Origin of the sequence: Bacillus sp. AFS055030 (assembly GCF_002574545.1) — a bacterium.
GTDB lineage: Bacteria > Bacillota > Bacilli > Bacillales > Bacillaceae_G > Gottfriedia.
This window is the reverse complement of record NZ_NUGT01000015.1, coordinates 1-26,171: the sequence shown is the minus strand read 5'-3', so window position 1 is coordinate 26,171 and position 26,171 is coordinate 1. Positions and strand designations below refer to the sequence as shown.

25 protein-coding genes and 1 other RNA gene are annotated in these 26,171 nt (G+C 30.2%); 19 read left to right on the top strand and 7 right to left on the bottom strand.

The genetic code is table 11. The annotated features are described in order from the left end of the window. Positions 1-34: 34 nt before the first annotated feature. Entirely contained in the window at positions 35-646 is a 612-nt protein-coding gene (gene recU, locus CN925_RS05105) for a Holliday junction resolvase RecU (RefSeq protein ID WP_098845189.1), read from the bottom strand. Positions 647-740: 94 nt separating this feature from the next. On the opposite strand from recU, the gene CN925_RS05100 reads away from it, so the two are divergent. Continuing rightward, positions 741-1,748, top strand: coding sequence for a DUF2515 family protein (locus CN925_RS05100; protein WP_180232856.1), 1,008 nt, complete (start codon positions 741-743; stop codon positions 1,746-1,748). A gap of 492 nt (positions 1,749-2,240) precedes the next feature. Continuing rightward, positions 2,241-2,492 carry a hypothetical protein gene (locus CN925_RS05095; RefSeq protein WP_098845187.1) on the top strand — a complete coding sequence of 84 codons (252 nt, stop codon included), beginning with the start codon at positions 2,241-2,243 and terminating at the stop codon, positions 2,490-2,492. 141 nt (positions 2,493-2,633) lie between these two features. Here the strand turns inward: CN925_RS05095 and yppF are convergent, their stop codons facing one another. Continuing rightward, entirely contained in the window at positions 2,634-2,810 is a 177-nt protein-coding gene (gene yppF / locus CN925_RS05090) for a YppF family protein (RefSeq protein WP_098845186.1), read from the bottom strand. Positions 2,811-3,010: 200 nt separating this feature from the next. Here yppF and CN925_RS05085 point away from each other — a divergent pair, with 200 nt between their 5' ends. Further along, positions 3,011-3,799, top strand: a complete 789-nt coding sequence (locus CN925_RS05085) for a YppG family protein (RefSeq protein ID WP_142339188.1) — start codon at positions 3,011-3,013, stop codon at positions 3,797-3,799. Between the two features lie 30 nt (positions 3,800-3,829). On the opposite strand, the gene CN925_RS05080 is transcribed toward CN925_RS05085, so the two are convergent. After that, positions 3,830-4,558, bottom strand: coding sequence for a GntR family transcriptional regulator (locus tag CN925_RS05080; RefSeq protein ID WP_098845185.1), 729 nt, complete (start codon positions 4,556-4,558; stop codon positions 3,830-3,832). Positions 4,559-5,234: 676 nt separating this feature from the next. Here CN925_RS05080 and CN925_RS05075 point away from each other — a divergent pair. From CN925_RS05075 to CN925_RS05060, 4 genes are all read left to right on the top strand, one after another. Continuing rightward, positions 5,235-5,801: an SLOG family protein gene (locus CN925_RS05075; protein ID WP_098845184.1), complete on the top strand. Its 567-nt coding sequence runs from the start codon at positions 5,235-5,237 to the stop codon at positions 5,799-5,801. 76 nt (positions 5,802-5,877) lie between these two features. Continuing rightward, a complete protein-coding gene (gene gpsB, locus CN925_RS05070; protein WP_088010652.1) occupies positions 5,878-6,183 on the top strand; it encodes a cell division regulator GpsB in 306 nt (101 codons plus the stop codon). 78 nt (positions 6,184-6,261) lie between these two features. Then, positions 6,262-6,649, top strand: an RNA gene (gene rnpB, locus CN925_RS05065) — RNase P RNA component class B. 151 nt (positions 6,650-6,800) lie between these two features. After that, positions 6,801-7,952 (top strand): THUMP domain-containing class I SAM-dependent RNA methyltransferase, encoded by a 1,152-nt coding sequence (locus tag CN925_RS05060; protein WP_098845183.1) that lies wholly within the window; start codon positions 6,801-6,803, stop codon positions 7,950-7,952. A 121-nt stretch (positions 7,953-8,073) separates the two neighbouring features. Here the strand turns inward: CN925_RS05060 and CN925_RS05055 are convergent, their stop codons facing one another. Next, positions 8,074-8,292 carry a hypothetical protein gene (locus CN925_RS05055; protein WP_098845182.1) on the bottom strand — a complete coding sequence of 73 codons (219 nt, stop codon included), beginning with the start codon at positions 8,290-8,292 and terminating at the stop codon, positions 8,074-8,076. Positions 8,293-8,452: 160 nt separating this feature from the next. Between CN925_RS05055 and CN925_RS05050 the strand changes: the two genes are divergently transcribed. Continuing rightward, complete coding sequence (locus tag CN925_RS05050; protein ID WP_098845181.1) at positions 8,453-9,379, top strand: Gfo/Idh/MocA family protein; 927 nt, start codon at positions 8,453-8,455, stop codon at positions 9,377-9,379. Between the two features lie 209 nt (positions 9,380-9,588). After that, a complete protein-coding gene (locus CN925_RS05045) occupies positions 9,589-11,520 on the top strand; it encodes an ATP-dependent DNA helicase (RefSeq protein ID WP_098845180.1) in 1,932 nt (643 codons plus the stop codon). 14 nt (positions 11,521-11,534) lie between these two features. Here the strand turns inward: CN925_RS05045 and CN925_RS05040 are convergent, their stop codons facing one another. After that, positions 11,535-12,164, bottom strand: coding sequence for an NAD(P)-dependent oxidoreductase (locus CN925_RS05040; RefSeq protein ID WP_098845179.1), 630 nt, complete (start codon positions 12,162-12,164; stop codon positions 11,535-11,537). 160 nt (positions 12,165-12,324) lie between these two features. Between CN925_RS05040 and CN925_RS05035 the strand changes: the two genes are divergently transcribed. The 8 genes from CN925_RS05035 (at position 12,325) to CN925_RS05000 (ending at position 23,534) form a co-directional block, all read left to right on the top strand. Further along, positions 12,325-13,839, top strand: coding sequence for a carboxypeptidase M32 (locus tag CN925_RS05035; protein ID WP_098845178.1), 1,515 nt, complete (start codon positions 12,325-12,327; stop codon positions 13,837-13,839). Positions 13,840-14,201: 362 nt separating this feature from the next. Beyond that, positions 14,202-14,405, top strand: coding sequence for an aspartyl-phosphate phosphatase Spo0E family protein (locus tag CN925_RS05030; protein ID WP_098845177.1), 204 nt, complete (start codon positions 14,202-14,204; stop codon positions 14,403-14,405). Positions 14,406-14,637: 232 nt separating this feature from the next. Beyond that, the gene (locus tag CN925_RS05025; protein ID WP_098845176.1) at positions 14,638-15,099 is read left to right on the top strand and encodes an RDD family protein; all 462 of its coding nucleotides are present in this window, start codon (positions 14,638-14,640) and stop codon (positions 15,097-15,099) included. A gap of 308 nt (positions 15,100-15,407) precedes the next feature. After that, entirely contained in the window at positions 15,408-16,937 is a 1,530-nt protein-coding gene (locus tag CN925_RS05020) for a carboxypeptidase M32 (protein ID WP_098845175.1), read from the top strand. A 261-nt stretch (positions 16,938-17,198) separates the two neighbouring features. Beyond that, on the top strand, positions 17,199-18,290 hold the full coding sequence (locus CN925_RS05015) for a type III polyketide synthase (protein ID WP_098845174.1): 1,092 nt from the start codon (positions 17,199-17,201) through the stop codon (positions 18,288-18,290). After that, positions 18,290-18,793 (top strand): isoprenylcysteine carboxyl methyltransferase family protein, encoded by a 504-nt coding sequence (locus tag CN925_RS05010; protein WP_098845173.1) that lies wholly within the window; start codon positions 18,290-18,292, stop codon positions 18,791-18,793. The genes CN925_RS05015 and CN925_RS05010 overlap by 1 nt, the downstream gene beginning before the upstream one ends. Positions 18,794-19,082: 289 nt before the next feature. Further along, positions 19,083-22,679: a dynamin family protein gene (locus CN925_RS05005; RefSeq protein WP_098845172.1), complete on the top strand. Its 3,597-nt coding sequence runs from the start codon at positions 19,083-19,085 to the stop codon at positions 22,677-22,679. Between the two features lie 21 nt (positions 22,680-22,700). Further along, positions 22,701-23,534 (top strand): sulfurtransferase, encoded by an 834-nt coding sequence (locus tag CN925_RS05000; RefSeq protein WP_286138272.1) that lies wholly within the window; start codon positions 22,701-22,703, stop codon positions 23,532-23,534. 237 nt (positions 23,535-23,771) lie between these two features. Here CN925_RS05000 and CN925_RS04990 read toward each other — a convergent pair whose 3' ends face one another. After that, positions 23,772-24,707, bottom strand: coding sequence for a DMT family transporter (locus tag CN925_RS04990; RefSeq protein WP_180232855.1), 936 nt, complete (start codon positions 24,705-24,707; stop codon positions 23,772-23,774). Between the two features lie 16 nt (positions 24,708-24,723). Beyond that, complete coding sequence (locus tag CN925_RS04985) at positions 24,724-25,104, bottom strand: reverse transcriptase-like protein (protein ID WP_098845170.1); 381 nt, start codon at positions 25,102-25,104, stop codon at positions 24,724-24,726. Between the two features lie 133 nt (positions 25,105-25,237). Between CN925_RS04985 and CN925_RS04980 the strand changes: the two genes are divergently transcribed. Beyond that, the gene (locus tag CN925_RS04980) at positions 25,238-25,894 is read left to right on the top strand and encodes a reverse transcriptase-like protein (protein WP_098845169.1); all 657 of its coding nucleotides are present in this window, start codon (positions 25,238-25,240) and stop codon (positions 25,892-25,894) included. A gap of 16 nt (positions 25,895-25,910) precedes the next feature. Continuing rightward, positions 25,911-26,096, top strand: a complete 186-nt coding sequence (locus CN925_RS04975; RefSeq protein WP_098845168.1) for a zinc-finger domain-containing protein — start codon at positions 25,911-25,913, stop codon at positions 26,094-26,096. The last annotated feature ends 75 nt before the right edge of the window (positions 26,097-26,171 follow it).

Genomic DNA, 26,171 nt, shown 5'->3' with positions numbered 1-26,171 from the left:
CCTTTCAAATGAACTTAATGAAATTAGTAAACTATTAAATTACAAAAAGTTCATCGATACATTTTAAGTAAGGAACAATGATTGGATAACTTGGTTTAAGTAACGTTCCATACTCTTTGCATTCATCTCTTGATATTGATTTTCTTCCACCATCTGTTTGCCTTTTCCAAAAGGTAAGAATATCAGTTGCTTTCATAAAATAAATTTCATTATATAATGAAAATTTTATTATGACAAACGAAATTCCACCGTGATTCAGTACATTTTCCATATGCTGTATTTGGTGTAAATGGAAATTTTGTAAAGGAAAACTAGTCTTATTATTGGTTTCCTTAGCTTCAAAATCAATATACTTTCCTTTGTAGATGCCATTATAGTCAGTTGTTGAAGGTTGTTTAAAATAGGCCTCACGAATAACTGCGGCACTTCTTTTTGGATAGTCTACTTTTACGATTTGTACAGGTGTAGGTTTTTTATGTATGTTTGCGATGTTATTTGATAAATAATACGTATTAGTAGCATTTAAATCATCTTCAAGTGACATTCCACGATTACTATAAGTATTATTTGATTTCTCTTTTATTTCGTTATTTTTTTGACTTTTTTGAACTACATTATTCCTTCTATTTGGGTAACTTATTGTCATAAAACCAACTCCACCTTAATTTACATACAACATGTATTATAGCACTAAAACAGATGTTCGTGTAAAAAAATACCAGATTGTTTGGGGTGAGTCAATGAATGTAAACCATGAGAGCTGGAAAGGGTTTATAAAAAAAAGAAGAGAAGATCATAAATTATCAAAGGATGAAGGTAAACTTATTGATTTAATTAAGAAGGAAACAGTTAAGTATAATGCTGATAATATTTCTAGAACAATTGCATACCAACAATATTTTTTTAGACAAAGTGAAATTGAATGGTCTTTTCTTGCAAGTATGGTTTCACGTAATGCAGGCTATAACATGACCGATTTGGAAAACCAATTATTCGTTAATGGACTAAGTGAAAAACAAAGAAAACAACTTTTTATAACGTATGAACGGGCAAATTGGATTATATTTTTAGATGCTTTTCCACAGTTACTTCTTTATGAATATTCAAAAAGAAAGAATAAACCATTTTTTTATTTGTTGAAATATTTTTCTGTATCTAGTTTTATGGAAATTGAATGGGAAAAATATTGGACGGATCGAGATAAAAAAAGACTAGTCTATTCATTGATCATTAACGAACAAAATATGATTGAAAGACCAGTCATTCAAAATAAATTTTTTAAAAGTGAAGTTTTTAATTCTTTAGCATTTAAACTTCAGGAACAATTAAAACTTAGTTATGTACTATTCCCATCAAGTAAGGGGGATCTGTATGGACTTGTTGTTTACCAATTTGAAGATTTAACGAAAAGGATACAAATTGGTAAACAATTATATTCAATTTTATTTCATAAGGAATTACATGTTGAATTTACCGATTTTGCTAAGCAAACTATTCACACAGGCAGTAGAAGTGATTATGAAGCCTTAGTTGGAATTACAAGCTCAAATAATCCGAAGTTAAGAGATGTCTATCCAGTCATTCCTCATACTCGAACAGTTGATGATGACTGGTATATAAATAGTAAATTTTTAACTATATGGTATGAAAATGAGGAAGTTACGAATGAAGATAGCTTTAAGCAATCTTTTTTAATTAAGCAAGAGTTACTTAGTTCATTGTTAAAATTAAAATCAATTTTTCAATAAAAATGCTAGATTTTTTTGATTTGAAAAGCACAAACATTTCAAAATTTAAGACGGAAAGAAAGTAACTAGACATGAATTGCACAAAAGGATATTTACTTTCAAGTCGGGATTTTTTTTAGCTGAAAAAAGCTAGCAAACAGATGCTAGCTTTTTACTTTCAAATCAGTTTTTCAATAGGAGAAATAGCGCCATTTTTATGTAGCAGGGAAGTTAGGCCCATCTAATTTTGGATTGCCAGTTTGTTGACTTTTACTTTTTTCTTGTTTTTTCTTTTTTACATTTTTATTTTTTGCCATTTGAAAAACACCTCCATGTAATATAACTTTCCCAATTCTGTATTGCATTACAAGTTTTTTTGTCGAAATTTTAGATGATAATACCTTTATTCACTTTGTTTAGCGAAATAGTACTAGTTTTGTCAATGGAGAAGGAGGTAGATGAACTGCTGTTGAATTTATTTATAAAGAAAATTGGGAAGAGGTGTTGATCTGTATGGAATTAATTCAAAGAGATGATTTTTTTCGAGCAATTGATGAATTTTTAAATGAGGTTGAATTCATTGAGCAATCTTTAGCTTTAAGAATTGATCAAACATGTGATGAAGAAAAAAATTTACTTTTAAATAAGGTCCAGTCAACAACAGTGCATCTTCATCATTTTGAAAAGAAAGTAAGTCAAGCAAAAGAGGATGGAAGTTGGATCTCAACACCATTTTTAGGAAGACAATTAGCTTTTAATATTTAATAAATAGATAGTAGCAATCGTTTAATATGAATAAATTGGATCCATCAATAATCGAAATGAAAAAAGCGATACACTTTTATTAAATTGTAAAAGTGTATCGCTTTTTTTCATATAAAATAAATTTTCCAATATTTGCGATCACTAAATAGGCTTACATGCACCAAATCGTTCAAGTTCTTTAACTAATTCTCTGTAATGTTGAATAGTAACCTCGCCATTTAGGTAATTTTGTTGTAAAAAGTCCATTAATTGATTAAAGTCAATTGGTTCGAAACTTTTTGATGAAATAAACTTGTTCTTTAATTCTTGTAAAGTCATTATTACCCCTCCAACATTAAAATTTAATTAGTAACTTGTATAACTAATTAAAATGTACCATAAATATTCAAGATTTAAATTTTTTTAAAAATTTAAACTTCCGACATATTATGACAAATAGCGCATAACATAATAGAAGTAACAGAATAGGCAATTGTAACATATTTATAAATGAGAAAACTTATAATGGATGTGAGTATATGAAATCTCAAATGTTTCCTCCAAACCATTCAGATAACAGTTTTGAGTGGTTTAGAAAGCAAAATCAAATGATTGATGAGAATTTTAATTATCCAGAAATCAATCAATTTATGAATGAAGATCAGCGTTACTATGGGAATACAATTCAACCTTTTACACAAAACCCTACAATTAATACACAACAAGTGCCAGAACAATCGCAACAGATACAGCATGCACAGCCGATGCAACAAGCACAGTCAACTCAAGCCCAACAACAATCACATATGATTGAACCATCTCCTTATGGGGGACAACAAATACAATCTGGTCATTATGGTCAGTTAAGTCAAGAACCTGTTTTAGCACCTCAGCACTATACAGCCCAAAATCCTACTGCTATGTATAACCAAGTATATCAATACGATCCTACTTATTACGGGGGGATGCAAAGCCAATATCCATATATGGCAATGAATCCTTCACAATTCGGTAATCAAACGAACTATTTCACAAGCCCTCAAAATCAGTTTGGAGTGCAATCTCAACAAGCTCAAATGTTACAACAAGGTCCTTTCACAACTCCACCAATGTTTGCGCCTAGTACACCTTATCCTGCTCACCCCAAAAAATTAAACCAGCAAAATAATAATGGCCAATCTTTTCAGTTTTCTTCAATATTAAATCAATTTAAAAATAGTTCAGGTTCATACGATGTACCTAAAATGATGTCTACTGCTGGTCAAATGATGAATACGATGAATCAAGTAGGTGGATTATTTAAACAAATTGGTGGCTTATTCAAATAAAAAAGCCAGGAATCCCTGGCTTTTTTAATCTTAATCATTTCTAGATAAAGAATGTACAAGCTTGTAGCGGTCTGCTCTATATACTGTTAATTCGTATTCTAAAATTTTTCCGCTTCTTAAATATGTCGTACGATAAATTGCTAATACGGGACAATTCATTGGGATTTCTAATAATTTTGCTTCTTCCTCCGAAGGCATTCTAGCTTGAATTGATTGATCAGCATATTGAATAGGGTCGGGAATATTGGCATTTACATAATCAAAAAATGATTTTTCAAGAACACTTTGATTTAGGTTTGGTGCGATCTCACATGAGACATAGATACTTTCAATCGACATCGGAATTGAGTCTGCTAAACGAACGCGTTTTATAAAATAAATTGGATCGTTTTCTTTTATTTTTAGTAAATTGGATAATGTTTTATCAGAATTTATGATATCAAATTGAACTAATTTACTACTAGGTTTTAAACCTCTCTCAATCATTTCTTCAGTGTAACTATTTAATCTACTAATTTTTTTTTCAACTTGTTGACGACTAACAAATGTTCCTTTACCTTTTTGTCTGTAAACTATACCTTCTTGAACTAAATTATTTAATGCTTGTCGAACGGTCATACGAGATATTTGGAATTTCTCTGAAAACTCTCTTTCTGATGGAATCAATTCATCAGCAGGATATTCACCTGATGCGATTTTACATTTTATGTATTCTAATAACTGATGATAAATTGGTATTGGGGAATTTTTGTTAATCATTTTTTACTCCTTGAATTGCATTAATTATCTGTATTTAAAACGATTTCATAACTCATTTTAAAGGAATAAAATGCTTTCGGCAATCATTGTCTATACTCATAAAAATCAGAATATTTAAACTTTTAAACATTGTTAAAATTATTGTTGTGAAATATGTTCAAACCTAATAAAATAAAAAAGTTGACATTAAAGTATATTTAGGATATTGGAGAGGATCATTTTGAAGAAAATACTTTTTTTATATTTTTTCACAATTACATTAACATTAATTATTTTTACGAGTTTTAAACAAGCTTTATATGTAATTTTATCATAAGTAAAATTTGTAAAATTTCGATGAAAAAATTTTAACAATAATATTCCTATCATCATAACTAATCTAAAAGGGAATAAAATATCCTCTATGAGTAGCAATCAAATATTAAATACTAATCTTAAATGTCTTAATAGTTGATTTCCACTAAGCTTACGACTACTATGCAAAGTCAAATATTAGATTCCCTCAATATAAATTCTACATTTGAATATTATTTTAATTAAGATTTTTGCCAGAAAAATTTATACTTACAATGTTTATTTGTTACTAAATATTTGAAATATTGCAGAGTATTTAATAAAATAAAATTTAATTTGTGGAAGAACATTTAGTTCTTCCTATTTATTATTGTGAGGTAATATGAAGATACTACTAATATCTGGTTATAAATCATTTGAATTAGGAATTTTTTCGAATAAACATGAGGCAGTTAATTACATAAAAAAAGCCATAAAAAATAAAATACTTTTATTTATAGATGAACTAGAATGGATTATTATTTCTGGTCAAATGGGGACAGAATTATGGGCAGCAGAAGTAGTATTCGAACTTCAACTTGATTATCCAAATTTAAAGCTAGGTATTTTTACACCATACGAAAATCAAGAGAAAAATTGGAATGAAGCAAATAAAGAATATTATAATGAAATCTTAATTGGAGCAGATCATGTCGACTCAATTTCAAGAAAACCATACGAATCCCCAATCCAGTTAAAAGCAAAAAATGAATTTTTAGTTAGTAAAAGTGAAGGGTGTATTTTATTTTACGATAATGAAAAAGAAGGTAGTCCTAGATATTTATATGATTTAGCATATAAGAAAAATGAACTATTTAATTATCCTGTAGAAACCATCACATTTGATGATTTACAAGTGATTGCAGAAGAGTCATTTGAGAATGATGAGAATAAATATAGGGAAATATAGAATAGATAATTGACAATTTATGAAGTCTTTGAAAAAATAGAAGGTAAATATTTCTAAATGTTTTGGGGTGACACACATGGAATCAACAAAAATTAAACTAAGTATAAAAGATATCCTAAATAAAGAATTTAAAGTTTCAATGCGAGGATATAATCAAGAGGAAGTGGATCAATACTTAGACACTATCATTAAAGATTATGAATCGTTTCAAAATCAAATCGTAGCCCTACAACAAGAAAATGCAAAGTATAAAAAATTGTTGGAGGATCAAAAGAACACAGCTACACCTCCACCTTCACCGTTTAATAATACGAATACGGATGTTCTAAAAAGATTATCAAATTTAGAGAAGCATGTTTTTGGAAGTAAACTATTCGAATAATTTTAACTAAATTTATATTTTAAGAAAGCATTGCAAACTTAAGTATAATTTACTATACTAATAAATGTTCGTTTCAATATGTTCGGGTAATCGCTGCAACGCTAGACGTTGTTGAGGAAAGTCCATGCTCGCACAGTCCTGCGATGGCTGTAGTGTTCGTGCCTATCGAAGTCATAAGATAGGGTAGCTGTGAAATCAGCTAACGGCAGGGAACGGACCTAAGTCCTATTTTAGGATATGGTTCTACTACCTTTAAAGTGCCACAGTGACGTAGTCCTCGAAGAAATGAGAGGAGTGGAACGCGGTAAACCCCACGAGCGAGAAACCCAAATTATGGTAGGGGAATCCTTTCAAAGGAATTGAACTGAGAAAGGGACAGATTATTCTGTAGATAGATGATTACCACCTAGTAGTACGAGGCGAGAGCCGGTTGAAGTGCGAATGGTACAGAACATGGCTTACAGAACATTTGAAATGATGAAACTGTTTAAAAACTCTTCATTTTATGGAGAGTTTTTTGTAATTTTGACGTAAATTGTTCATAATGAAAATAGGAATTAAAATGAAAATACGAAAAGAAAAATTCATTCTTAATTTGAATGAGATAGGTGGTAAAATTGGCGAAATATACATTAATTGCTACTGCTGCAATGGGGATCGAAGCTTTAGTCGCTAGAGAAATAAAAAGCCTAGGTTTTGAAGATGTAGTAGTTGAAAATGGTCGAGTATTATTTAAAGCAGACGAAGCTGGCATTGTGAAAGCGAATTTATGGCTTAGAACAGCTGACCGAGTGAAACTTCGTGTTGGTGAATTTAAGGCAACATCATTTGATGAATTATTTGAAAAAACGAAAGCCTTACCTTGGCATCTGTTTATACCAAGAAACGGCCAATTTCCTGTGTCAGGTAAATCTCATAAATCAAAATTGTTTTCAGTATCAGATTGTCAGGCAATCGTCAAAAAAGCAATTGTTGATAAATTAAAGACGATCCAAAATATTCAAGGTATGTTAATTGAAGATGGTCCATTGTTTCGAGTGGAAGTCTCTATATTAAAAGATATCGTAACGTTAACTATTGATACTACAGGTCGTGAAGGGTTACATAAAAGAGGATATCGTGTAGACCAAGGTGAAGCACCATTAAAAGAAACACTTGCGGCTTCATTAGTGTTACTAACAAATTGGAATGCTGACTTACCTTTTGTTGATCCATTTTGTGGATCAGGTACGATTCCAATTGAAGCTGCATTAATTGGACATAATATTGCTCCAGGATCGTTTAGAAGATTTGCGTCTGAAGATTGGCACTGGATTGGCAAAAAAAGATGGAATGAAGCAAGACAAGAAGCAGAAGATTTAGCAAATTATGATCAAAAACTTGAAATAATCGGGTCAGATATTGATCATCGAATGATTAATGTTTCAAAAGCGAATGCTGATGAAATTGGATTATCCGATTCAATTGCTTTTAAACAAATGCAAGTTAAGGACTTTACTACTAAATCAGAGTATGGGTATGTTGTAACAAACCCACCATATGGTGAGCGATTAAACGATCGACCTTATGTTGAAAAGTTATACTCAGATATGGGGGATGTATTTACGAAATTGGATACATGGTCAGTGTATGTACTTACTAGTCATGAGGGATTTGAACAATTTTACGGTAAACCAGCAACAAAAAAACGTAAATTATTTAATGGATTCATTAAAACTGATTATTATCAATACTTTGGTAAAAGACCGCCAAGAAGGATTGAAGAGTAAAAAAGTTAATAAGGTGTTCCCAATTGTCCATTTTAGACGATTGGGGCACCTTTTTATTTTTATTATAATGATTTCGTTAAAGTACTTACGAACAAAATTTGAACAATTTGTTTTGTTAACATCATAAATTTATAGCAGGTACAATTCTAAATCCGTGATTTTTTTCAAGCAAGTGTGCAACATGCCAATTCGTTTCTGCACTACTTTTATATCTAGTGACTAAATCATGGAATTCATCATTCGTAAAACTCTTTTCATGCTGAAGTAAGTAAAGGTCTCTTACAACACTTATATCATCATTTGTATCAAAATTAGTTTGAATTAAAGAATATAAGTACAAATAAACACCTCCAAATGACTACTTTTTATCTTTATCTTATAGATTTCCCGATAATTAAAATGTTATTGCCAATAGATTCTTTCGTAATCTAATCATTTTCTTATCATTATTTGTTACAATAAATTTAGAAAAATAACGCATTTTAAAGGACTGATCAAATATGAAAAAACCACGTATCGGGATGGTGGGATTAGGTAATATTGCACAAAAAGCATATTTACCAATTCTGACAAAAGAAGAAAACTGGGAATTTATCGGTGCATTTTCTCCAAATAATGAAAAACGTAAGAAAATATGTTCACAATACCGAATTCAAGATTTTGAAAGTTTGGATTTACTTGCAGAAAAAAGTGATGCAGTATTTGTACATAGTTCAACTAGTTCACATTTTGAAGTTGTATCGTATTTATTAAATAAAGGTAAAGATGTATATGTTGATAAACCATTAGCAGCTACATTAGAAGAGTCCGAAAAATTGACTGAATTAAGTATGAAACTAAATCGAAAACTTATGGTTGGGTTTAACCGCCGATTCTGCCCAATGTATGTGCAGGCAAAAGAACAAGTAAAGAATATAGCGTTAATTAGATTTGAAAAACATCGAGAGAATAAAATTGGGTCAAATTCATTCGAGTTTACGATGCTTGATGATTATTTACATTTAGTTGATACGATTAGATGGTTTGCAGATGGAGATGTTAGCTTGATAAATGGAAGAGTGCAACTTACTCATAATAATCAATTAGTGTACGCTACTCACCAATATGAATCGTTTGAGGGAACAACTATTAATACAGTAATGCATCGAAAGTCAGGAACTAATCTTGAGCGCTTAGAAGTATTGTCAGAAGGTTCGATTATAAGGGTAAAAAATATGAGCAACTTTGAAGTTGAAAAAAATAATTCAATAAATAATTCGTTTTCATCATCATGGGACACAACATTAAAGCAAAGAGGTTTTGAGGATTGTATTAACCATTTTATCAATTGTATATACTCTGATGAAGAACCATCGATCAATGGAGAAGAAGCATTAAAATCTCAGATTATTGTTGAAGAAATGATAAAACAAGCAAAAGGCTGGTAAAGATCATTAAAAAGTGTCTTAAATACGCCACTTAAGAATCCTTTAGTCTTTAGGTGATCGTATCTTATTTCTCTTGCCTTTCCACCGCATTTTTTGTATGATAGCGGGTAGAGACAATTTTTATTAAATAGAATGGATCGAATAAATTTGCAAATGTAAAGTTCTCACATGAGGACTTTTTCTTTTTAATTTACATTTTGGGGGTCGCAATGAGTCATTCAACTAAATTACCTTTTGAGGTAGGAAAAAAAGACCAATTCATTGAAAAACTAGGGGAATGGATTGGGGACGTTTTTTACGATTTATTACCAGATGCTGGCTATGAATTAAGAGATGAGCAAATCTTTATGGCTTATCAGATTGAAAGAGCGTTTAAAGAAAAGAAAGTTATTTTTGCTGAAGCAGGTGTTGGTACAGGTAAAACGTTTGTCTACTTGCTATATTGTTTATGCTATGCAAGATATACTGGTAAGCCAGCTATTATCGCATGTGCTGATGAATCTTTAATCGAACAGCTTGTAAAGAAAAATGGGGATATCGAAAAATTATCGAATGCTTTAAATTTGTCAATTGATGTTAGATTAGCTAAATCAACTACAAATTATTTATGTTTAAAAAAATTAGATTTACAACGTTCAGAAATTGATGTGTCGGATGCTGTTTTAGGGGTTTATGAAAATTTACCTAGTTTTGTAAATGATTATGGAACACTGCAAAAATTTACTCCATATGGAGACCGTACTGAATATAAGGAATTAACAGATGAAGAGTGGGATACAATTTCATATGATTATTTCCAAGATTGTTCTACTTGTGAACAAAGACATAGATGTGGACAAACTCTATCAAGAGAGCATTATCGTAAAGCAACTGACCTAATTGTATGCTCACAAGAATTTTATATGGAACATATTTGGACAGTAGAATCAAGAAAACGTGAAGGTCAATTACCGTTACTACCTAATCCAAGTTGTGTAGTATTTGATGAAGGACATTTACTAGAATTTGCAAGTCAAAAATCGTTAACTTATCGTCTTCAACAGGAGACATTAAATACATTTTTATCATTTTTAATGCAATCAGGTACACGTGAAAGCTTCCAACAGTTACTAGAAGATACATTAGAAACGTATGACCAATTCTTTTATGAATTAGATAACAATACCGAAGAAGTTGAAGGTTCTAGACGTTTTAAGCTAAATATGAATGAGAGATTAATTAAATTAGCAAGAAGATTAAAGTCTCAAATTAGTAATATTGGTGATGAATTAGTCTTTGAAAGTGAAATGTATACGATTGATGAGTATCAGTTAAATATTGTTGATGAGCACTTAGATGATGTTGAGCGTTGCTTAAATTTATTTATTAATGAAATTACTGCCATTCAATGGATTGAATATAATCAAAATGAATTAACACTTGTGATCATGCCAAAGGCTGTAAATGAACTTTTACAAGAAAAAGTATTTAATCAGAAAATGCCAATCGTATTTTCATCTGCAACTCTTTCACAAAATAATTCTTTTGATTATATTGCAAGTAGTTTAGGGATAAAAGATTACCTATCATTTTCAGTGAATTCTCCGTTTGATTATGATGAACAAATGAAGATAGAGCTAAATGAAGTTGACCCAACCAAGTTTGAGGAAAAAAATGAAAAGATTATTGAGAAGTTAAAAGATAATAATGGTAGTACATTAATTCTCTTCAATTCAACTCAAGAAATGAAAAAATTTAAATTACAAGTTGAAAACGAAAAATTAGACTTCAATTTATACTTTGAAGGTGAAGAGGAAATTAGTTCGATTGTACAAAAATTCCAAGAAGATCTTAACGCGTCTTTATGTGCTGTTCATTTATGGGAAGGATTAGATATTCAAGGTAAGTCACTTAGTCAAGTGATTATACACGCACTACCATTCCCGCCAAATGATCCAGTCTTCCAATCAAAACGTCAAAATTCACAAAACCCTTATTCTGAGATCGACGAGCCTTATATGCTATTAAGATTACGCCAAGGAATTGGACGTCTAATCCGTAGTCATGAGGATAAAGGAAGAATCGTGTTATTTATCGAGAATGATCTGAACAGTGAAACGAAAGAAAAAATCTTAAACAGTTTGCCTGTTAATCCATCTTAAAAAGCTAGCATTCGCTAGCTTTTTTCATTACATATTCCGACTCTAGATTTACTAAAATTGCATTCGAAAAATTCTTTAAATGCGAAAAAAGCTGTATCTCCAGTCGTGATACTTTCGCCACCAATCGGTAAGAAATCTTTTTCTACACGAATATTTTTCGTTACTGGACCATCTGGTAAGTAGGTTGGGCAAACAATCGTCCAATTTAACTGACTTCCATTTAATAAGTTATATGCTTTTTCATGATCGGTTGCTGCGGTTGTTGATTTTCGTTTTGATTCAGAGCTTAAATAACGAAGAACGGTTGGATCGACTCTAGATTGTAAAATACCTGCAGTTCCAATGGTCACGATCCTATCTATTTTTTTCATTTCAAGAAGAGGGATCAGTATTTCCATTGTTTTAGACAATATATTTTCACCCCCTGTATTTAAAGCAGAAATTACTCCATCAACGTTTTCTAAAGCCAAATTTAAATCTTTTTCATTTAGTGTATTTCCTTTTAAAACTGTAAGAGCTTCATGACGAATCGTTATTTTTTGTTCATCCCTTACGAAAGCAATTACTTCACATTTAGCTTCTAATAATAAATCCACTAAAAATGAACCAACTCTTCCAGTTGCTCCTAATACTAATATTTTCATAACATCACCTAGGGTGTATTGTACAATATTTTTATTCATTATGTCTTTAATATTAACTGTATTTTGATAATGAAAGTGCTTTTTAAGTTAAATATGAATTCAATATAAATGATATGATAGAATGAGATAAACAGACAAAATTTAGAAAAGAGGGGTAAAAATGGCAATAGATAAGATACAAGAAGAATTTATTGATTATTTAAAGAAAATCGAAAATTATAATGAAGCAATTAATGTTATGTATTGGGACTTAAGAACTGGAGCGCCTAAAAATGGAGCAGAACAAAGATCAAATGTGATTAGTCAACTTTCTGCAGATGTATTTGAAATGACAACATCAAGTACGATGGAAAACTATTTGAATTTATTAGAAAAAGAAATAGGGACAGGAAACTTAAATGAAATCATTGAAAAATCTGTTAAGGAATGTAGAAAAAATTATGATTTAAATTGTAAAATCCCCAAAAATGAATATGCAGAATATGTAAAGCTTTGTTCGCTAAGCGAAAATGCTTGGGAAGACGCTAAAAATGAAGGTGACTTTAGTAAGTTCCAACCATATTTAGAAAAAATTGTAGCAATGAAAAAGCAATTTATTGAATATTGGGGTTACAAGGATAAGAAATATGATACTTTATTAAACTTTTATGAGCCTGGTATGACAACAAAGAAGCTTGATGAGGTTTTTAGTAAAGTAAGAGAAAGTCTTGTACCATTAGTAGCCAAAATTTCTAAATCGCAAATAAATCTAATTCGCGAAGAGCTGTCACAACCAATCTCTATTGATCTTCAAAAAGAAGTAAGTGAAGATATACTATTAAAATTAGGTTATAATTTTGATTCAGGTCGCTTAGATGAAACGGTACATCCATTTCAGATTACATTAAATCCTGGTGATGTTCGAGTGACAACGAAATATATAGAAAATAATTTTATGAGTGCGCTTTTTGGAACCATTCACGAATGTGGCCATGCACTTTATGAGCAAAATTTATCATCGAATTTAATTGGGACACCATTGTGTGAAGGTGCATCGATGGGAATTCATGAGTCACAATCACTTTTCTTTGAAAATATGATTGGAAGAAGTAAAGAGTTTTGGGAAGCACAGTATGAAAATTTAATTGCAAAAACTGGTGATTATTTAAAAAAATTATCGGTAGAAGAATTTTATAAAGCAATAAACCATAGTGAGCCTTCATTAATTCGAATTGAAGCGGACGAATGTACATACCCATTGCATATAATGGTTCGATATGAAATTGAAAAAGAACTATTTGATGGAGATTTACAAGTTAAGGATTTACCAAAAGTATGGAATCAAAAAATGGAAGAATACTTAGGAATTGTTCCATCAAACGATCGAGAAGGCGTACTTCAAGATGTTCACTGGGCAGGAGGAGATTTTGGTTATTTTCCTTCGTATGCGTTAGGTGCAATGTACGCAGCGCAGTTTAAACATAAAATGAAACAGGATTTAACCGATTATGAAATGATCTTAAAAAGCGGAGAAATTCATCAAATTATTAATTGGCTAACACTTAATATTCACCAATATGGAAAACTAAAAGAACCGAAAGAACTTTTAGTTGATGTGACAGGTGAAGATTTGAATGTTAATTACTTTATCGAATACTTAGAAGATAAATACGCTAAATTATATAATTTAGTATAATCCAATTCAGGTGGCTGGAGGTTTTTAAAAACCTCCCCATACTTATCATTTAAGCGAAAATAAACAAATTTTTATATTTAAGTTAATCATTTTTTTATGTTTTTTTAATAAGTTCAAAGAATAGACAAATTTAGATATTTAATAAATTACTTTTTTATAGTATAGTAGATAAAAATGAAAGCGTGTTCACGGATGTTAATTAAGAAGAGTTGAATTTATAAAAGGAAATTTTAAAGAATTAAAGCAACCGAAATTAAGTTCAAAAAATATTCACATTTAGAAAGTCTTAACATATTTTTTTATAGTATTATAGATAAAAATGAAAGCGTGTTCATACTTTTTTTGAAAAGGAGGTAATTTGAATGTTTTTTAGGACAGCCAGATCTTTACAACGAAATATTGAAGAAAAACGAATCAAGTTGCAAGAAGCTCAAAATCAAAATAATGACAATCATCAAGAAGTAGTCAAGATTCGTCATCAGTTGGACACTGATTTAAGAGAACTACAGAAATTGTTGAAAACGGTTGCAGGAAAAAATTCTAAAGTTAACATTAAACCAATTTGAAAAAAATAGTAATAAGACCACAAATTATTTATTGTGGTCTTATTTTAATCATAGTGGAAAGATCTTCTTTCTAAATAAGAAGATTTATAGTGAAAAATGCTATTTATGTAGCTTGTATAAAAAATTTCGTACATATAGTTAAAAATCACTAATCAAAAATAGAATACCTTAAGTATAATAGAGTATATCGATTACGATCCATTTTTTATAAAAATGTGGAATGAGGTTCTAGATGGATTTTGAACTGGCAAGTCGTATTAGAAGATTGTTTGCAGCTTGGATCGATGGCTCATTAAATCTTTTATTTTCTAAACTAGGGTTACTAATCCTTGGGTTAGAAAGTAAAGATATTTTAGACTTATTTATGTTTAGTAGTAAGCAACTGTTTTTCTATTCAATTTGGTCGCTATTCATTATTTTTTTATTTTATGTCATAGTACCTACTTATATTTGGAACGGACAAACAATAGGAAAAAGATTATTAAGTATTATGGTTATGAAGGATACAGAGGACTTAGTAGATTTTAAAACAATGACATCACGTTCAATTTTTGCTTTTAGTTGTCAGCTAAATTTGCCAATATTGATAGAAGCAATCGCTATTTTGTATCTCATCGATCTATTTTTCATCTTCCGAAAAGATCAGAGAACATTGCATGATTTAATCGCTAAAACGAAAGTTGTTTATTTTTAATAAAGCAAATAAAAATACCTTTTATAGCTAGTTACAAGCTTTAAAGGGTATTTTTATTTTTTTTAATTTGGTCAAAGGTACAAATAACGCCTTGTTATATAGATTCTCAACTTATAATAATTGTTGCATTCAAATTTACAATCAATGGCATTTATTTGAGAGTCTTTTATTAGGTTGTAGCGGTTAGACAATATTCATTTTGTCGAGAAATATTATTTAAAAAGTGAGATATTTCTTCTTTATCTGTAAATTTTTTATGATACTATTTAGCTGACAAAAAAATTTGAATTTAAAAGGTGGGTGTTTTGATGAGCTTGAAAGAATATGAGGCTTCGTTTTTAGAATATGTAAGAAAAATGTTAAACATTCAGGAAGCAATTAGTGTTTTATATTGGGATCTTCGAACAGGTGCACCTAAAAATGCTGTAAGTCAGCGTTCAAATGTAATTAGTCAATTATCAGCCGATGTGTTTAAAATGAGTACTTCAAAAGACATGGCGCATTATTTAATTACAATGGAAGAAGCGATTAGTGCAGGCAAATGTTCAGTAGAAGTTGAACAAACTGTCAAATACTTAAGAAAGCAGTACGATCGAAATACAAAAATACCAGTTGATGAGTTTGAAGCCTTTGTTAAATGCCAAGCAATTTCTGAGAGTGTTTGGGCAGAGGCGAAGGAAGAAAATAATTTTGCTAAATTTGAACCTTATTTAACGGAAATAATTGAGTATAAACGAAAATTCGTTGAATATTTAGGATACAAAGACTGTAAATATGATACATATTTAGATCAATATGAACCTGGAATGACTGTAAAGAAACTGGACGAAGTATTTTCGGAAGTAAGAAATAAATTAGTACCGATTGTTAAAGCCGTATCGACTAGCGGGAAAAACTTTGAAAAAGTAGAGATGAAAGCATTCGTTTCGACGCAAAAGCAAAAAGAAATTTGTGAAGAATTATTAGCTACTCTTGGCTATAATTTTGATGCCGGAAGATTAGATCCTACTCCTCATCCTTTTGCAACTTCTCTTAATTTAGGCGATGTTCGGGTAACAACGAAATATCATGAAAATAATTTTGAAAAAGCCATTTTTAGTACGATTCACGAATGTGGTCATGCTCTATATGAGCAAAACATTTCCAAAGAATTGGAGGGTTTACCGATTGCTCAAGGAGCGTCTTTAGGTATTCATGAATCTCAGTCACTTTTATATGAAAAGATGATTGGACAAAGCTATGAATTCTGGAAATCAAATTATCCAATGTTAAAAAAGAAACTGAATGGCGTGTTAGAAAATGTTACTTTAGATGAATTTTATAAAGTGATAAATCAAAGTAAGCCATCATTTATTCGGATTGAAGCGGATGAATTAACGTATCCTTTACACGTAATGATTCGTTATGAAATTGAAAAGGATTTATTAGATGGCAAAATCCAAGTGACAGATCTTCCTTCAATTTGGAATCAGAAATATGAGGAGTATTTAGGAATAATACCTAAAACAGATCGAGAAGGTGTATTACAGGATGTGCATTGGTCAATGGGGCATTTTGGATACTTTCCAACATATGCTTTAGGTGCAATGTATGCTGCTCAAATTAAAGCAACAATGGAAAAAGAATTACCAAATTTTGATGAATTAGTTGAAACGAATGATTTTCAAACGATTCTTGATTGGTTAAAAGTAAATATTCATCAATATGGTGCAATGAAAAAACCGCAACAAATTCTGAAGGATGTAACTGGTGAAGAATTGAACGTGAACTATTTTATTGATTATTTAGAGTCAAAATATACTAAACTGTATGAACTAAAAGAAGTAAATAAGTCTTAATTACCTTTTAGAAGAGCTGCGAATTTTTAGTACTCGGTTAATGGAAATAATTGCGAATGTAGATTTTTAATAAATGAGATATACTAAAATTGCACAACAGAAAGAAAACTCCTTTGAAACGTTTAGACAATTCTTATTATTTGTTCATGGTCCATGAATGAATAGTGAATTGTCTTTTTTTGTTTATATATGTTTTTCATGTGTAAAAGAATAATTTTCCAACTAGATACAAAAGGTAATAACTATAAGGAGTGGAAAATTATGCCTTTAATTTTATCTGTTGGGAAAGCGGTGCCTAAATATAAAATCGACCAGGAAAATGTAGTACCTTTTATTCGAGAGCTTTTTTTGAAAAGATACCCTTCAATCGATCGCTTGTTATCTGTATTTCAAAATGGTGAGATTCAAAGTCGGTATATTGCTAAGGAGCTTTCTTGGTATAGCGAAGAGCATAGCTTTGAAAAGAAAAATCAGGCTTACACAGAAATCTCGATTGAATTATCAGTTGAAGCTATTAAAAATTGTTTATCAAGTAATGAATTTTTATCTTCAGAAGTTCCATATGAACAAATTGATGGAATCATTTTTGTATCTTCAACTGGAATTTCTACTCCAACAATTGATGCTCATATAGCAAATATCCTACCATTTAATTCTTCAATTAAAAGAATACCAATATGGGGATTAGGATGTGCAGGTGGGGCTAGTGGGATTTCTAGAGCATTTGATTATTGTAAAGCTCATCCAAAATCGAATATTTTACTAGTTGCGGTTGAATTATGCAGTTTAACATTTCAAAAAGAAGATCTTTCCAAAAGTAATATAATAGGAACTTCATTATTTGCTGATGGAGCAGCAGCGGTATTAGTTATCGGTGATGAGAGTGATTTGAAAAATCGAACGATACATAAATCTTTACCATCAATTGAACAAACTAATTCAACTTTAATGCCAAATTCGTTAGATGTAATGGGGTGGGATGTTCGAAATGATGGTTTGTTTGTCATTTTTTCAAGGGATATACCAACAATTGTTAAAAATTGGTTGCAACCCGTTGTTTCTAATTTTTTAACGGTAAATGAGCTAACAATGACGCATATAACTCACTTCATTGCTCATCCTGGAGGAAAAAAAGTATTGGATGCATATATCGAATCCTTAGATCTTCCCGAAACGAAAATCGAGATTTCCTTAAATATTTTAAAATCATATGGAAATATGTCATCTAGTACTGTGTTATTTGTGTTAAGTGAGTTTATGAAGTTAGGAAAAACAGATGAATACGGTCTTCTTTGTGCTTTAGGGCCAGGATTTAGTTCGGAACTATCTTTGTTAAAATGGGTAGAATGCTAATGTTAAAGATTATTTTTTTATTCATCATCATACAAAGGGTGATTGAGCTATGTATAGCAAAGAATAATGAAAAAAAATTAAAAATGCGGGGTGCGCTTGAATTTGGACAAGAGCATTATAAATTTTTTATCATCTTACATAGCCTGTTTTTTATATCAATACTAATTGAGAATTATTTCATTCAATATATAGAAGTTGGATTTTTACATTTTCTGCTAATCGTACTGATCATTTTACAATTAGCAAGGGTATGGGTTATTTCAACGCTAGGGGAAAGATGGAATACAAAAATCATTATTTTACCTAATGAAAAATTAGTAAAACGTGGGCTTTATAAATATGTCAAGCATCCAAATTACATAATCGTTACGATTGAATTATTAGTCATACCAATTATGTTTCATGCATATATAACAGCAGTAATTTTTTCTATTTGTAATTTATTTTTATTAAAAGTACGAATCCGAGAAGAAAATAAAGCGCTTTTACATTCAATCGAATAGTTATTGACAAATGGAAAATAACTGATTATGATTAATGTAGAATGAAAATCATTATCAACTTCGAAAGGTTGTGCGTCAAATGGTTCTTGGATTTGTGTCAGCAACAATTCTTTTATACTTTTTATTAACTAAATATGTACTTAAACAAGTTCAAAACTAGGTGATGTTACCTAGTTTTTTTTATTTTATATGCATATGCCTATACATTCTTCTTCCAAATTAATATATATGGGGATAAAATAATGCTAGGGAAATGATTTTTAGTATGAAATGAAATGGGGAAATCACGTTGCAAAACACTAAGATTAACAGAGGGGAATTACTGAGTAAGGTTTCTTCAGGAATCAATTTACTTTCTGAACAAGGAAATTCGAAGGAATTATTTCAATTAAAAAAATTAGCATACAAAATACAAAATAAAGAAAGTTATTACGTATTTTGTGGGCATTTTTCTGCAGGTAAGTCCTCTTTACTAAATGATCTTTTACAAGTAGAAAAACTACCTACAAGCCCAATTCCTACAAGTGCAAACGTAGTAAAGTTAAAAAATGGCGAAAGTAAAATGTTAATTACGCTTAAAGATGGTGAAATGTATCAGATTCAAGAGGATATTCAAGTAGATGAACTTAAACAGTTAGCATCTGATAGTGGTTCAATTATTGAGCTCGAGTGGGCACAAGAACAATTTAAAATTCCAACTGGATCTGTTTTAATTGATACACCAGGAATTGATTCAACAGATATGGACCATTTAGAGGCGACCAATTCAGTCATTCATCTAGCGGATAGTATTTTTTATTTAATGGATTATCAACATGTTCATTCAAAAACAAATATCGATTTTATTCATAATTTAGTTGAGAAAAATAATAAAGTTTGTTTAGTCATTACATGTATTGATAAACACGATGAAACAGAATTGACGTTCGATGAGTTTAAACATGGAGTAATTGGAAACTTAAAAAAACAAGGATTAGGTAATTTACAAGTTTTTTATATTTCTACAAGAGAAAAATCTGTTGATAACAACGAATATAACCAATTTATTAATTATTTAAATGATTTATACATTCATCAAGATGTAGTGCAAATCGAAAATGATTATGCAAGCTTTTTGACAATAATGAACGAACAAATACAACAACTTGAGAACGATTACATTGATCTCGATCAAAATGCTGATCAGATTCGAAAAGAATATAATGATTTAAATCTTGAAATTGAAGCGATTGAAAACTCAGTTTCTTCATTTGAGGAAAATTGTTTGCAATCTACACAACAAGTACTATCGAATTCTAACATTACACCATTTGAGATGAGAGAATTAGCATCAAACTATTTAGAAGCAGAAAAAGCTTTGCAAAATAAAGGATTATTTCAATCAAGAAAAAAACTTGAAAATGCTGTACATGAATCGAAAAGTCAATTTATTCACAAAGTACAAGAATTAACTAATAAACAAATTGAGTATTTTGTAAAAGAAGCGGCAATTCGAACTGTAAAACAAATTGAAAATAATAAAATTGATAGCAGTGACTTTGATCAACTTTTAGAGCCTAATTTGAGTGAAGAGATTATTTGTCCAAAACCATCCCATTTAATTGATACAGGTGGAAACTATTTATTACAGTACACAAAGGAAGTCAGTGAAGGGATTAAGGCGGTATATCGAAAAAGTATTTCCGAGTTTATTCATACACTTTCAAAGGAACTTAAGGTACAAAATGAATCAACTATTTTAAAGCTTAAAAATAAAATAAATGCCTTACAATCAAAAATAGAAGGATTTGATGAATTAGAGTTTAATAATCAAAAAATTTCACATATGGTGACAGAAATAAAGGCGATTTTAAATAATGATCAAGCATTTAATCAAGATCTACCAGAAATTAAACCTACCTTAATATCTGTAAGTGATTTAATGAATCATAATATTTTAACAGTTCAAGCACCAGAACTAAAAGAAGAAATTATTACCGAAATTGAAGAAACGAATACCAAAAAATATTCAAACGAAGAAATTCAAGCTAAATATGAAGTGGCTGATTTACTATTAGATGAACTAACTTCAAATAAATTTATTCAGAGTAAAATCGGTATTTTAAAAGAAAAAAGAGAACAAATAAAATCAAACGAATATACAATTGCATTATTCGGAGCGTTTAGTTCAGGAAAAACATCGTATATAAATACTTTACTTGGCGATCGTGTACTACCTGTTTCTCCACACCCAACTACAGCGGCAATTTGTAAAATTAAACGATCAACAGTTGAATCTGGTAATAAAAAAGCTGATGTGAGTTATAAATCAGAGGAATCTTTAAAAGAAGAGTTTCTTGATTTCTTCAAAAAATGGGGTGTGGAAGCTAATGAAAAAGAGTGGTTTAGTACACTTCAATCTTTAATTAAGAAACAAAAGGATAAAATCCCTACTGATGCGTTCGTCTATGCAGAAAGCGTATGTCAAAATTATGAAGAAATGAGAAGTTTACTAGGTACGACTAAGCGATATGACTTAAGTGAGTATGTAAGTGTGATAAGTGAAGAAAATAGAGCATGTTTTGTAAAAGAAAGTACTGTTTATTTTGATTGTGATATCACGTTAAGTGGTATTGTATTAGTGGATACACCAGGAGGAAATAGTATTCATTCAAGACATACTGAACTCGCATTCGACTATTTGAAAAAAGCTGATTTAATTTTGTATGTTGCACATTATCAACATGCTTTTACACGTCAAGATGAGTCTTTCTTAATGCAAATCGGACGAATGAGAGAGAGTTTTGATAGTGATAAAGTTTACTTTGTCTTAAATGCTTCGGATTTAGCAAAGGATCGAAACGAAATTGAAATCGTGCAAAATTTCTTTGTAAACCAATTAACGAAACTAGGAGTCCGTTTCCCATCTGTGTTTGCTATTTCAAGTATGCTTCAAATGAAAGGATACGGCGATTCAGATTTAAATTTAGAAATCCAAAATAATTATAAGAAATTAAATACGAAAATCCAAAACTTCTTCCAATTTGAAATTGCGAACGAAGTCTTTAAAACTTTTATTAATGACCTATTAACAATTGAAAAAATCTTGCGCGATACGATAAATCGTTTCGAAAGAATAAAACGTGAAAAAGGTCAATTCTTCAAAGAACTTGAGCAAATTCAGAAAAAAGTTAAAGAAACGATTAATAATGCAGAACCTACTGAATTACCAAGAGCATTTTTGAAAGAAAACGAGCAATTGATTTTCTTTATCGAAAAGCGTATCGAGTTAAGGATGCGTGATCTTTTCCCTTATTTCTTTAATCCGAGTATTTTCAATAGTACAACGAAAAATAGTAAACAATTATTTGTGACTAAAATTCGTGAATTTATTTATGAAGTATTAGAAGAGATTTTAAAGGAATTAAGAGTAACTGGATTTAGATTAGAGAAGTTTTTAACGAATGAAATTTCAATGTCGCAAGATCGAGTAATTGAGGAAATACATTCGATTCAATCTGAATTTATCGTTCAAAAAAGCGAAATGAAAGAAATCTTACCTGTTTCGATAAAAAATCCTGATCAATTTATTAATGTAGACCGATTTGAAAGTTTAAAGAATTACTTTAAAAATCCTAAAAGCTTTTTTGTTGATAACATGAAAGAAACGATGATTGATGAATGCATTATTGAATTGAGAACACCATTAAAAGAGTATTTAGCAAATATGAATAGCTTGTTTGCTGAGCATTATCACACTCAATATGTTGATGCATTAAATTCTATATTGCAAAACTGCTCAAATCAAATCGAAAATGATGTTAGGCAAACAATTAAAGCAACTGAAAACTTAAATGAAGTAGTAGTAGATGAAAACGTATTAAACTTATTCAAAAAATTAATTTAATATGAAGGTGGACAATTAAAATTGAAAAATATTATGGATGTAAACATTGCAAATAAATTACGCTTGAATAAAAATGTTGTATTTTTAGATTGTCGATTTCAATTGTCAAATCCTGACTATGGTTTAAGTGAGTTTCAGAAAAATCATATTCCGCTTTCTCGTTTTGTTGATTTAAATAAAGACTTATCTAGTCCTGTACAAAAGCATGGTGGCAGACATCCGTTTCCTAATTTAAATGATTTTGGAAATCTTTTAGGAAGACTAGGAATCGATCATGATACGATTGTAATTTGTTATGACGATGGTACAAATGATAATGCCGCAAGATGCTGGTTTTTATGTAATTTAGTAGGGCATCAGTATACATTTGTTCTAAATGGTGGTTATAAAAAATGGTTGGAGAACGGTTTTGAAGTAACTACTGGAATTGAAGAAGTGATACCGAAAAAATTCGAAATTAAACTCCAAGACGATATGGTTAGTTCGATGGATGAAGTTAAAGAGAAAAGTAAAAATGAGGATTTCAATTTAATTGATTCTAGAGAATCTATTCGATATATTGGTGAATTTGAACCAATTGATCGAATTGCTGGCCATATACCTGGAGCGAAAAATTCATTTTGGAAAGATGTTTTAAACGAAACTGGAGAGTTTAAAACAAAAGAAGAATTACAAACACTCTTTAAACCATTTAAAAAAGACATTGAAACTGTTGTTTATTGTGGTTCTGGTGTCACGGGTTGTGTTAATTATTTAGGGTTAGTTGAAGCTGGATATACGAATGTAAAACTCTATCCAGGAAGTTTTAGTGACTGGATATCTTATGAAGAAAATGTTGTGAATAAGAAAAATTAATGAGTTGCAAAATAGTTTTAATTGGTATAGAATGAGAATACAAATTAACAAAACCTGCTGTGTGCGTTGTCAGTTTATGCCTTAAACCAATGATTTTTTATAGGAAGACCGATATTTAAGTAACAACATCGTGCCTATTTATAGGAGGATGAACGTTACTTGTGAGGACATCCACTTTGGAGTTCGGTTTACTTTAGGCATAAAAGGAATAACGGCATTTGCGGGAAAAAAAACCATTCACATTTTGTGAATGGTTTTTTCTTCTTTATATAATTTCTTTTTACTTTTGTTCTTTCTTATTTGAGTGACAATGGTCGAAATTAAAATCAAACTGCAACCGAATAAACCAATTTCTTGTAATCTTTCTCCACCATAGTAATATCCAGTAATCGCTGCAAAAACTGGCTCAGTAGCAAGAATGATCCCTACTTCTGTCGCACTTATTGTACGTTGTGCAAACATTTGGATAAAGAAAGCTGCAGCGGTACAAAAAATGGCAGTAAATAGAATGGAAAAAAGAAAAAATTTATTTGTCCATAATGCTTGATTGAATATGACTTGCCAATCTTCAAATATTAGAGCAAATGTCCAAGAGGCTAAAGCTACAAAAGTTATTTGTACAGTTGCCAGTTGTAGTGAATTATAATTAGGTGAGTAGATGGTTGAATAAATAATATGAAGAGCAAACGCAATCGCACTGAACAATGAAATAATATCACCAGAATTAAATTTAGAATTTGTTGATAGGGTTAATAAAAATAATCCGATAAATGCAATAATTGCACATAAATTTTCCCGTAAAGTAGGTTTTTTCTTATATTTAAAGAATAAAAGAAAAGGAACAATTGCTACACTAATCCCGATAATAAAACCAGATTTGGAGATAGAAGTGTAACGTAAACCAAATGTTTGAAAAACAAAACCTAGAAATAGAAATAATCCTATGACGATTCCAGGGAAAATAAAACCAGGTTTTCCGCGATATCTTTTATTATTTTTTTGATTTAACAAAGTTTGAACTGTAAATAATACAATTGCTGCAACAATAAATCGTAATGCATTATATGTAAATGGGTGGACAAACTTTAGTGTTTCTTTAACAATGAAAAGCGAAGAACCCCAAATAAAGGACACAATCAGTAAAGAAGAAAAAGCGATTAATTTATTTTTCATATCGTCCATTCCTTTTTTATTTTATGGCTTTTCGAGCAAGTTCATCAGCAACCTTATTTGCACTTGATGGGATCCATTTAATAAAGAAAAGATCAAGTTGATTAATTAACTTAAGTGATTTCTCTAATAAAGGAATAAACATATCGTTTTTTGAATATTTCTTATCAATACTTTCTTCAACGATTTTCGAATCTGTACGAAATGAAACAATTGATAAATTATTTTTGACACAATAATCTAATGCAAGTAACAATGCATGAAATTCTGCTTCATGATTAGACATTGAATCTAATGGAATACTTAAAAAAACAGGTTCTTTAATTCCTTTTATGAAAATACCTGCACCTGAAGGCCCGGGATTTCCTTTGGAAGCTCCATCAATATAAACTTCAATCATAGTAAACCTCCAACACTTATATATGTATCATTTTAGTATATATTCAAAAAAATGAAAACTTAAAATATAATATAGAGTAATTTTATATTAAAGATAGGATCGTTTAAACTAAACAATAGAAAAGGTGTGTCAGATGAAGTTAAGGATCAGCTGGAAGTATCAAACCAAAAAGAAGTATCAAATTACACTTGAAACTGAATGGTTAGAAATAAAAGAAGCGCTACTTTTAGCAGAAGATTTTGAGAGTACAGGTAGAACAAGAGAAATTATCTTTATCGATCAATTCGAAACAGAGTGGACTAAAAAACAAGTAATAAAATATTTAAAAGAACTTGAAGAAGAACCTCATAATATTTCAATATTTTTTGACGGTGGATTTGATCAATCAACAGCTAGTTCGGGAATCGGTGTATGCTTATACTTTCATCAAAATGGTAAAAACTATCGAAAAAGGTTTAATGAAAAATTAGACGGGTTATTAACAAATAATGAAGCGGAATTTGCTGCAATTGAAAATGCAATCTTACTATTAGAGGAAATGAATATTACAGGACAAACAATCGTTATAAAAGGTGATTCACAAGTAGTCATTAATCAGTTAAATGGAGATTGGCCTTGCTATGAAGAACAACATGAACGATTTATCAATCGAATCGAAAGAAAATGTAAAAACTTAAAATTAACCTTACAATTAGAACTGATTAAACGTAATGATAATAAAGAAGCTCATAATTTAGCAACACAAGCACTTAAAGGGAATAAGATAATCAGTACGATTGAAGTTACATGAAGAGGTGAATTGAATAATGGAACGTAAAGAAATCTTGGACGAAATCGATACTTTAATAAAGACTTATTGCGATGGTTGTTTTGTTTACAAACAGTTTAGAAAAGACCATAGCCAAAAATTCGCACAATCTTTTTGTATTAATAAATGTACGGTTGGAGAAAAAATAAAAACGATCGGTAAAAAATTAACTTCTGACTGTTAAATAAAAAGGAACCTACTTATGACAGGTTCATGAGGAAGTAAACAAGCGAAAAATAGAAAGATACTTCCTCATAAC

What these genes read in the sequence shown, in the direction of transcription:
- CN925_RS05050 (WP_098845181.1), top strand. Translation starts at nt 8,453, where the DNA reads ATGAAAAAACCACGTATCGGGATGGTGGGATTAGGTAATATTGCACAA.
- CN925_RS05085 (WP_142339188.1), top strand. Translation starts at nt 3,011, where the DNA reads ATGAAATCTCAAATGTTTCCTCCAAACCATTCAGATAACAGTTTTGAG.
- CN925_RS05025 (WP_098845176.1), top strand. Translation starts at nt 14,638, where the DNA reads ATGGATTTTGAACTGGCAAGTCGTATTAGAAGATTGTTTGCAGCTTGG.
- CN925_RS05020 (WP_098845175.1), top strand. Translation starts at nt 15,408, where the DNA reads ATGAGCTTGAAAGAATATGAGGCTTCGTTTTTAGAATATGTAAGAAAA.
- CN925_RS05075 (WP_098845184.1), top strand. Translation starts at nt 5,235, where the DNA reads ATGAAGATACTACTAATATCTGGTTATAAATCATTTGAATTAGGAATT.
- gpsB (WP_088010652.1), top strand. Translation starts at nt 5,878, where the DNA reads ATGGAATCAACAAAAATTAAACTAAGTATAAAAGATATCCTAAATAAA.
- recU (WP_098845189.1), bottom strand. Translation starts at nt 646, where the DNA reads ATGACAATAAGTTACCCAAATAGAAGGAATAATGTAGTTCAAAAAAGT.
- CN925_RS05015 (WP_098845174.1), top strand. Translation starts at nt 17,199, where the DNA reads ATGCCTTTAATTTTATCTGTTGGGAAAGCGGTGCCTAAATATAAAATC.
- CN925_RS05010 (WP_098845173.1), top strand. Translation starts at nt 18,290, where the DNA reads ATGTTAAAGATTATTTTTTTATTCATCATCATACAAAGGGTGATTGAG.
- CN925_RS04975 (WP_098845168.1), top strand. Translation starts at nt 25,911, where the DNA reads ATGGAACGTAAAGAAATCTTGGACGAAATCGATACTTTAATAAAGACT.
- yppF (WP_098845186.1), bottom strand. Translation starts at nt 2,810, where the DNA reads ATGACTTTACAAGAATTAAAGAACAAGTTTATTTCATCAAAAAGTTTC.
- CN925_RS05080 (WP_098845185.1), bottom strand. Translation starts at nt 4,558, where the DNA reads ATGATTAACAAAAATTCCCCAATACCAATTTATCATCAGTTATTAGAA.
- CN925_RS05100 (WP_180232856.1), top strand. Translation starts at nt 741, where the DNA reads ATGAATGTAAACCATGAGAGCTGGAAAGGGTTTATAAAAAAAAGAAGA.
- CN925_RS05035 (WP_098845178.1), top strand. Translation starts at nt 12,325, where the DNA reads ATGGCAATAGATAAGATACAAGAAGAATTTATTGATTATTTAAAGAAA.
- CN925_RS04985 (WP_098845170.1), bottom strand. Translation starts at nt 25,104, where the DNA reads ATGATTGAAGTTTATATTGATGGAGCTTCCAAAGGAAATCCCGGGCCT.
- CN925_RS05040 (WP_098845179.1), bottom strand. Translation starts at nt 12,164, where the DNA reads ATGAAAATATTAGTATTAGGAGCAACTGGAAGAGTTGGTTCATTTTTA.
- CN925_RS05045 (WP_098845180.1), top strand. Translation starts at nt 9,589, where the DNA reads ATGAGTCATTCAACTAAATTACCTTTTGAGGTAGGAAAAAAAGACCAA.
- CN925_RS05030 (WP_098845177.1), top strand. Translation starts at nt 14,202, where the DNA reads ATGTTTTTTAGGACAGCCAGATCTTTACAACGAAATATTGAAGAAAAA.
- CN925_RS04990 (WP_180232855.1), bottom strand. Translation starts at nt 24,707, where the DNA reads ATGAAAAATAAATTAATCGCTTTTTCTTCTTTACTGATTGTGTCCTTT.
- CN925_RS05095 (WP_098845187.1), top strand. Translation starts at nt 2,241, where the DNA reads ATGGAATTAATTCAAAGAGATGATTTTTTTCGAGCAATTGATGAATTT.
- CN925_RS04980 (WP_098845169.1), top strand. Translation starts at nt 25,238, where the DNA reads ATGAAGTTAAGGATCAGCTGGAAGTATCAAACCAAAAAGAAGTATCAA.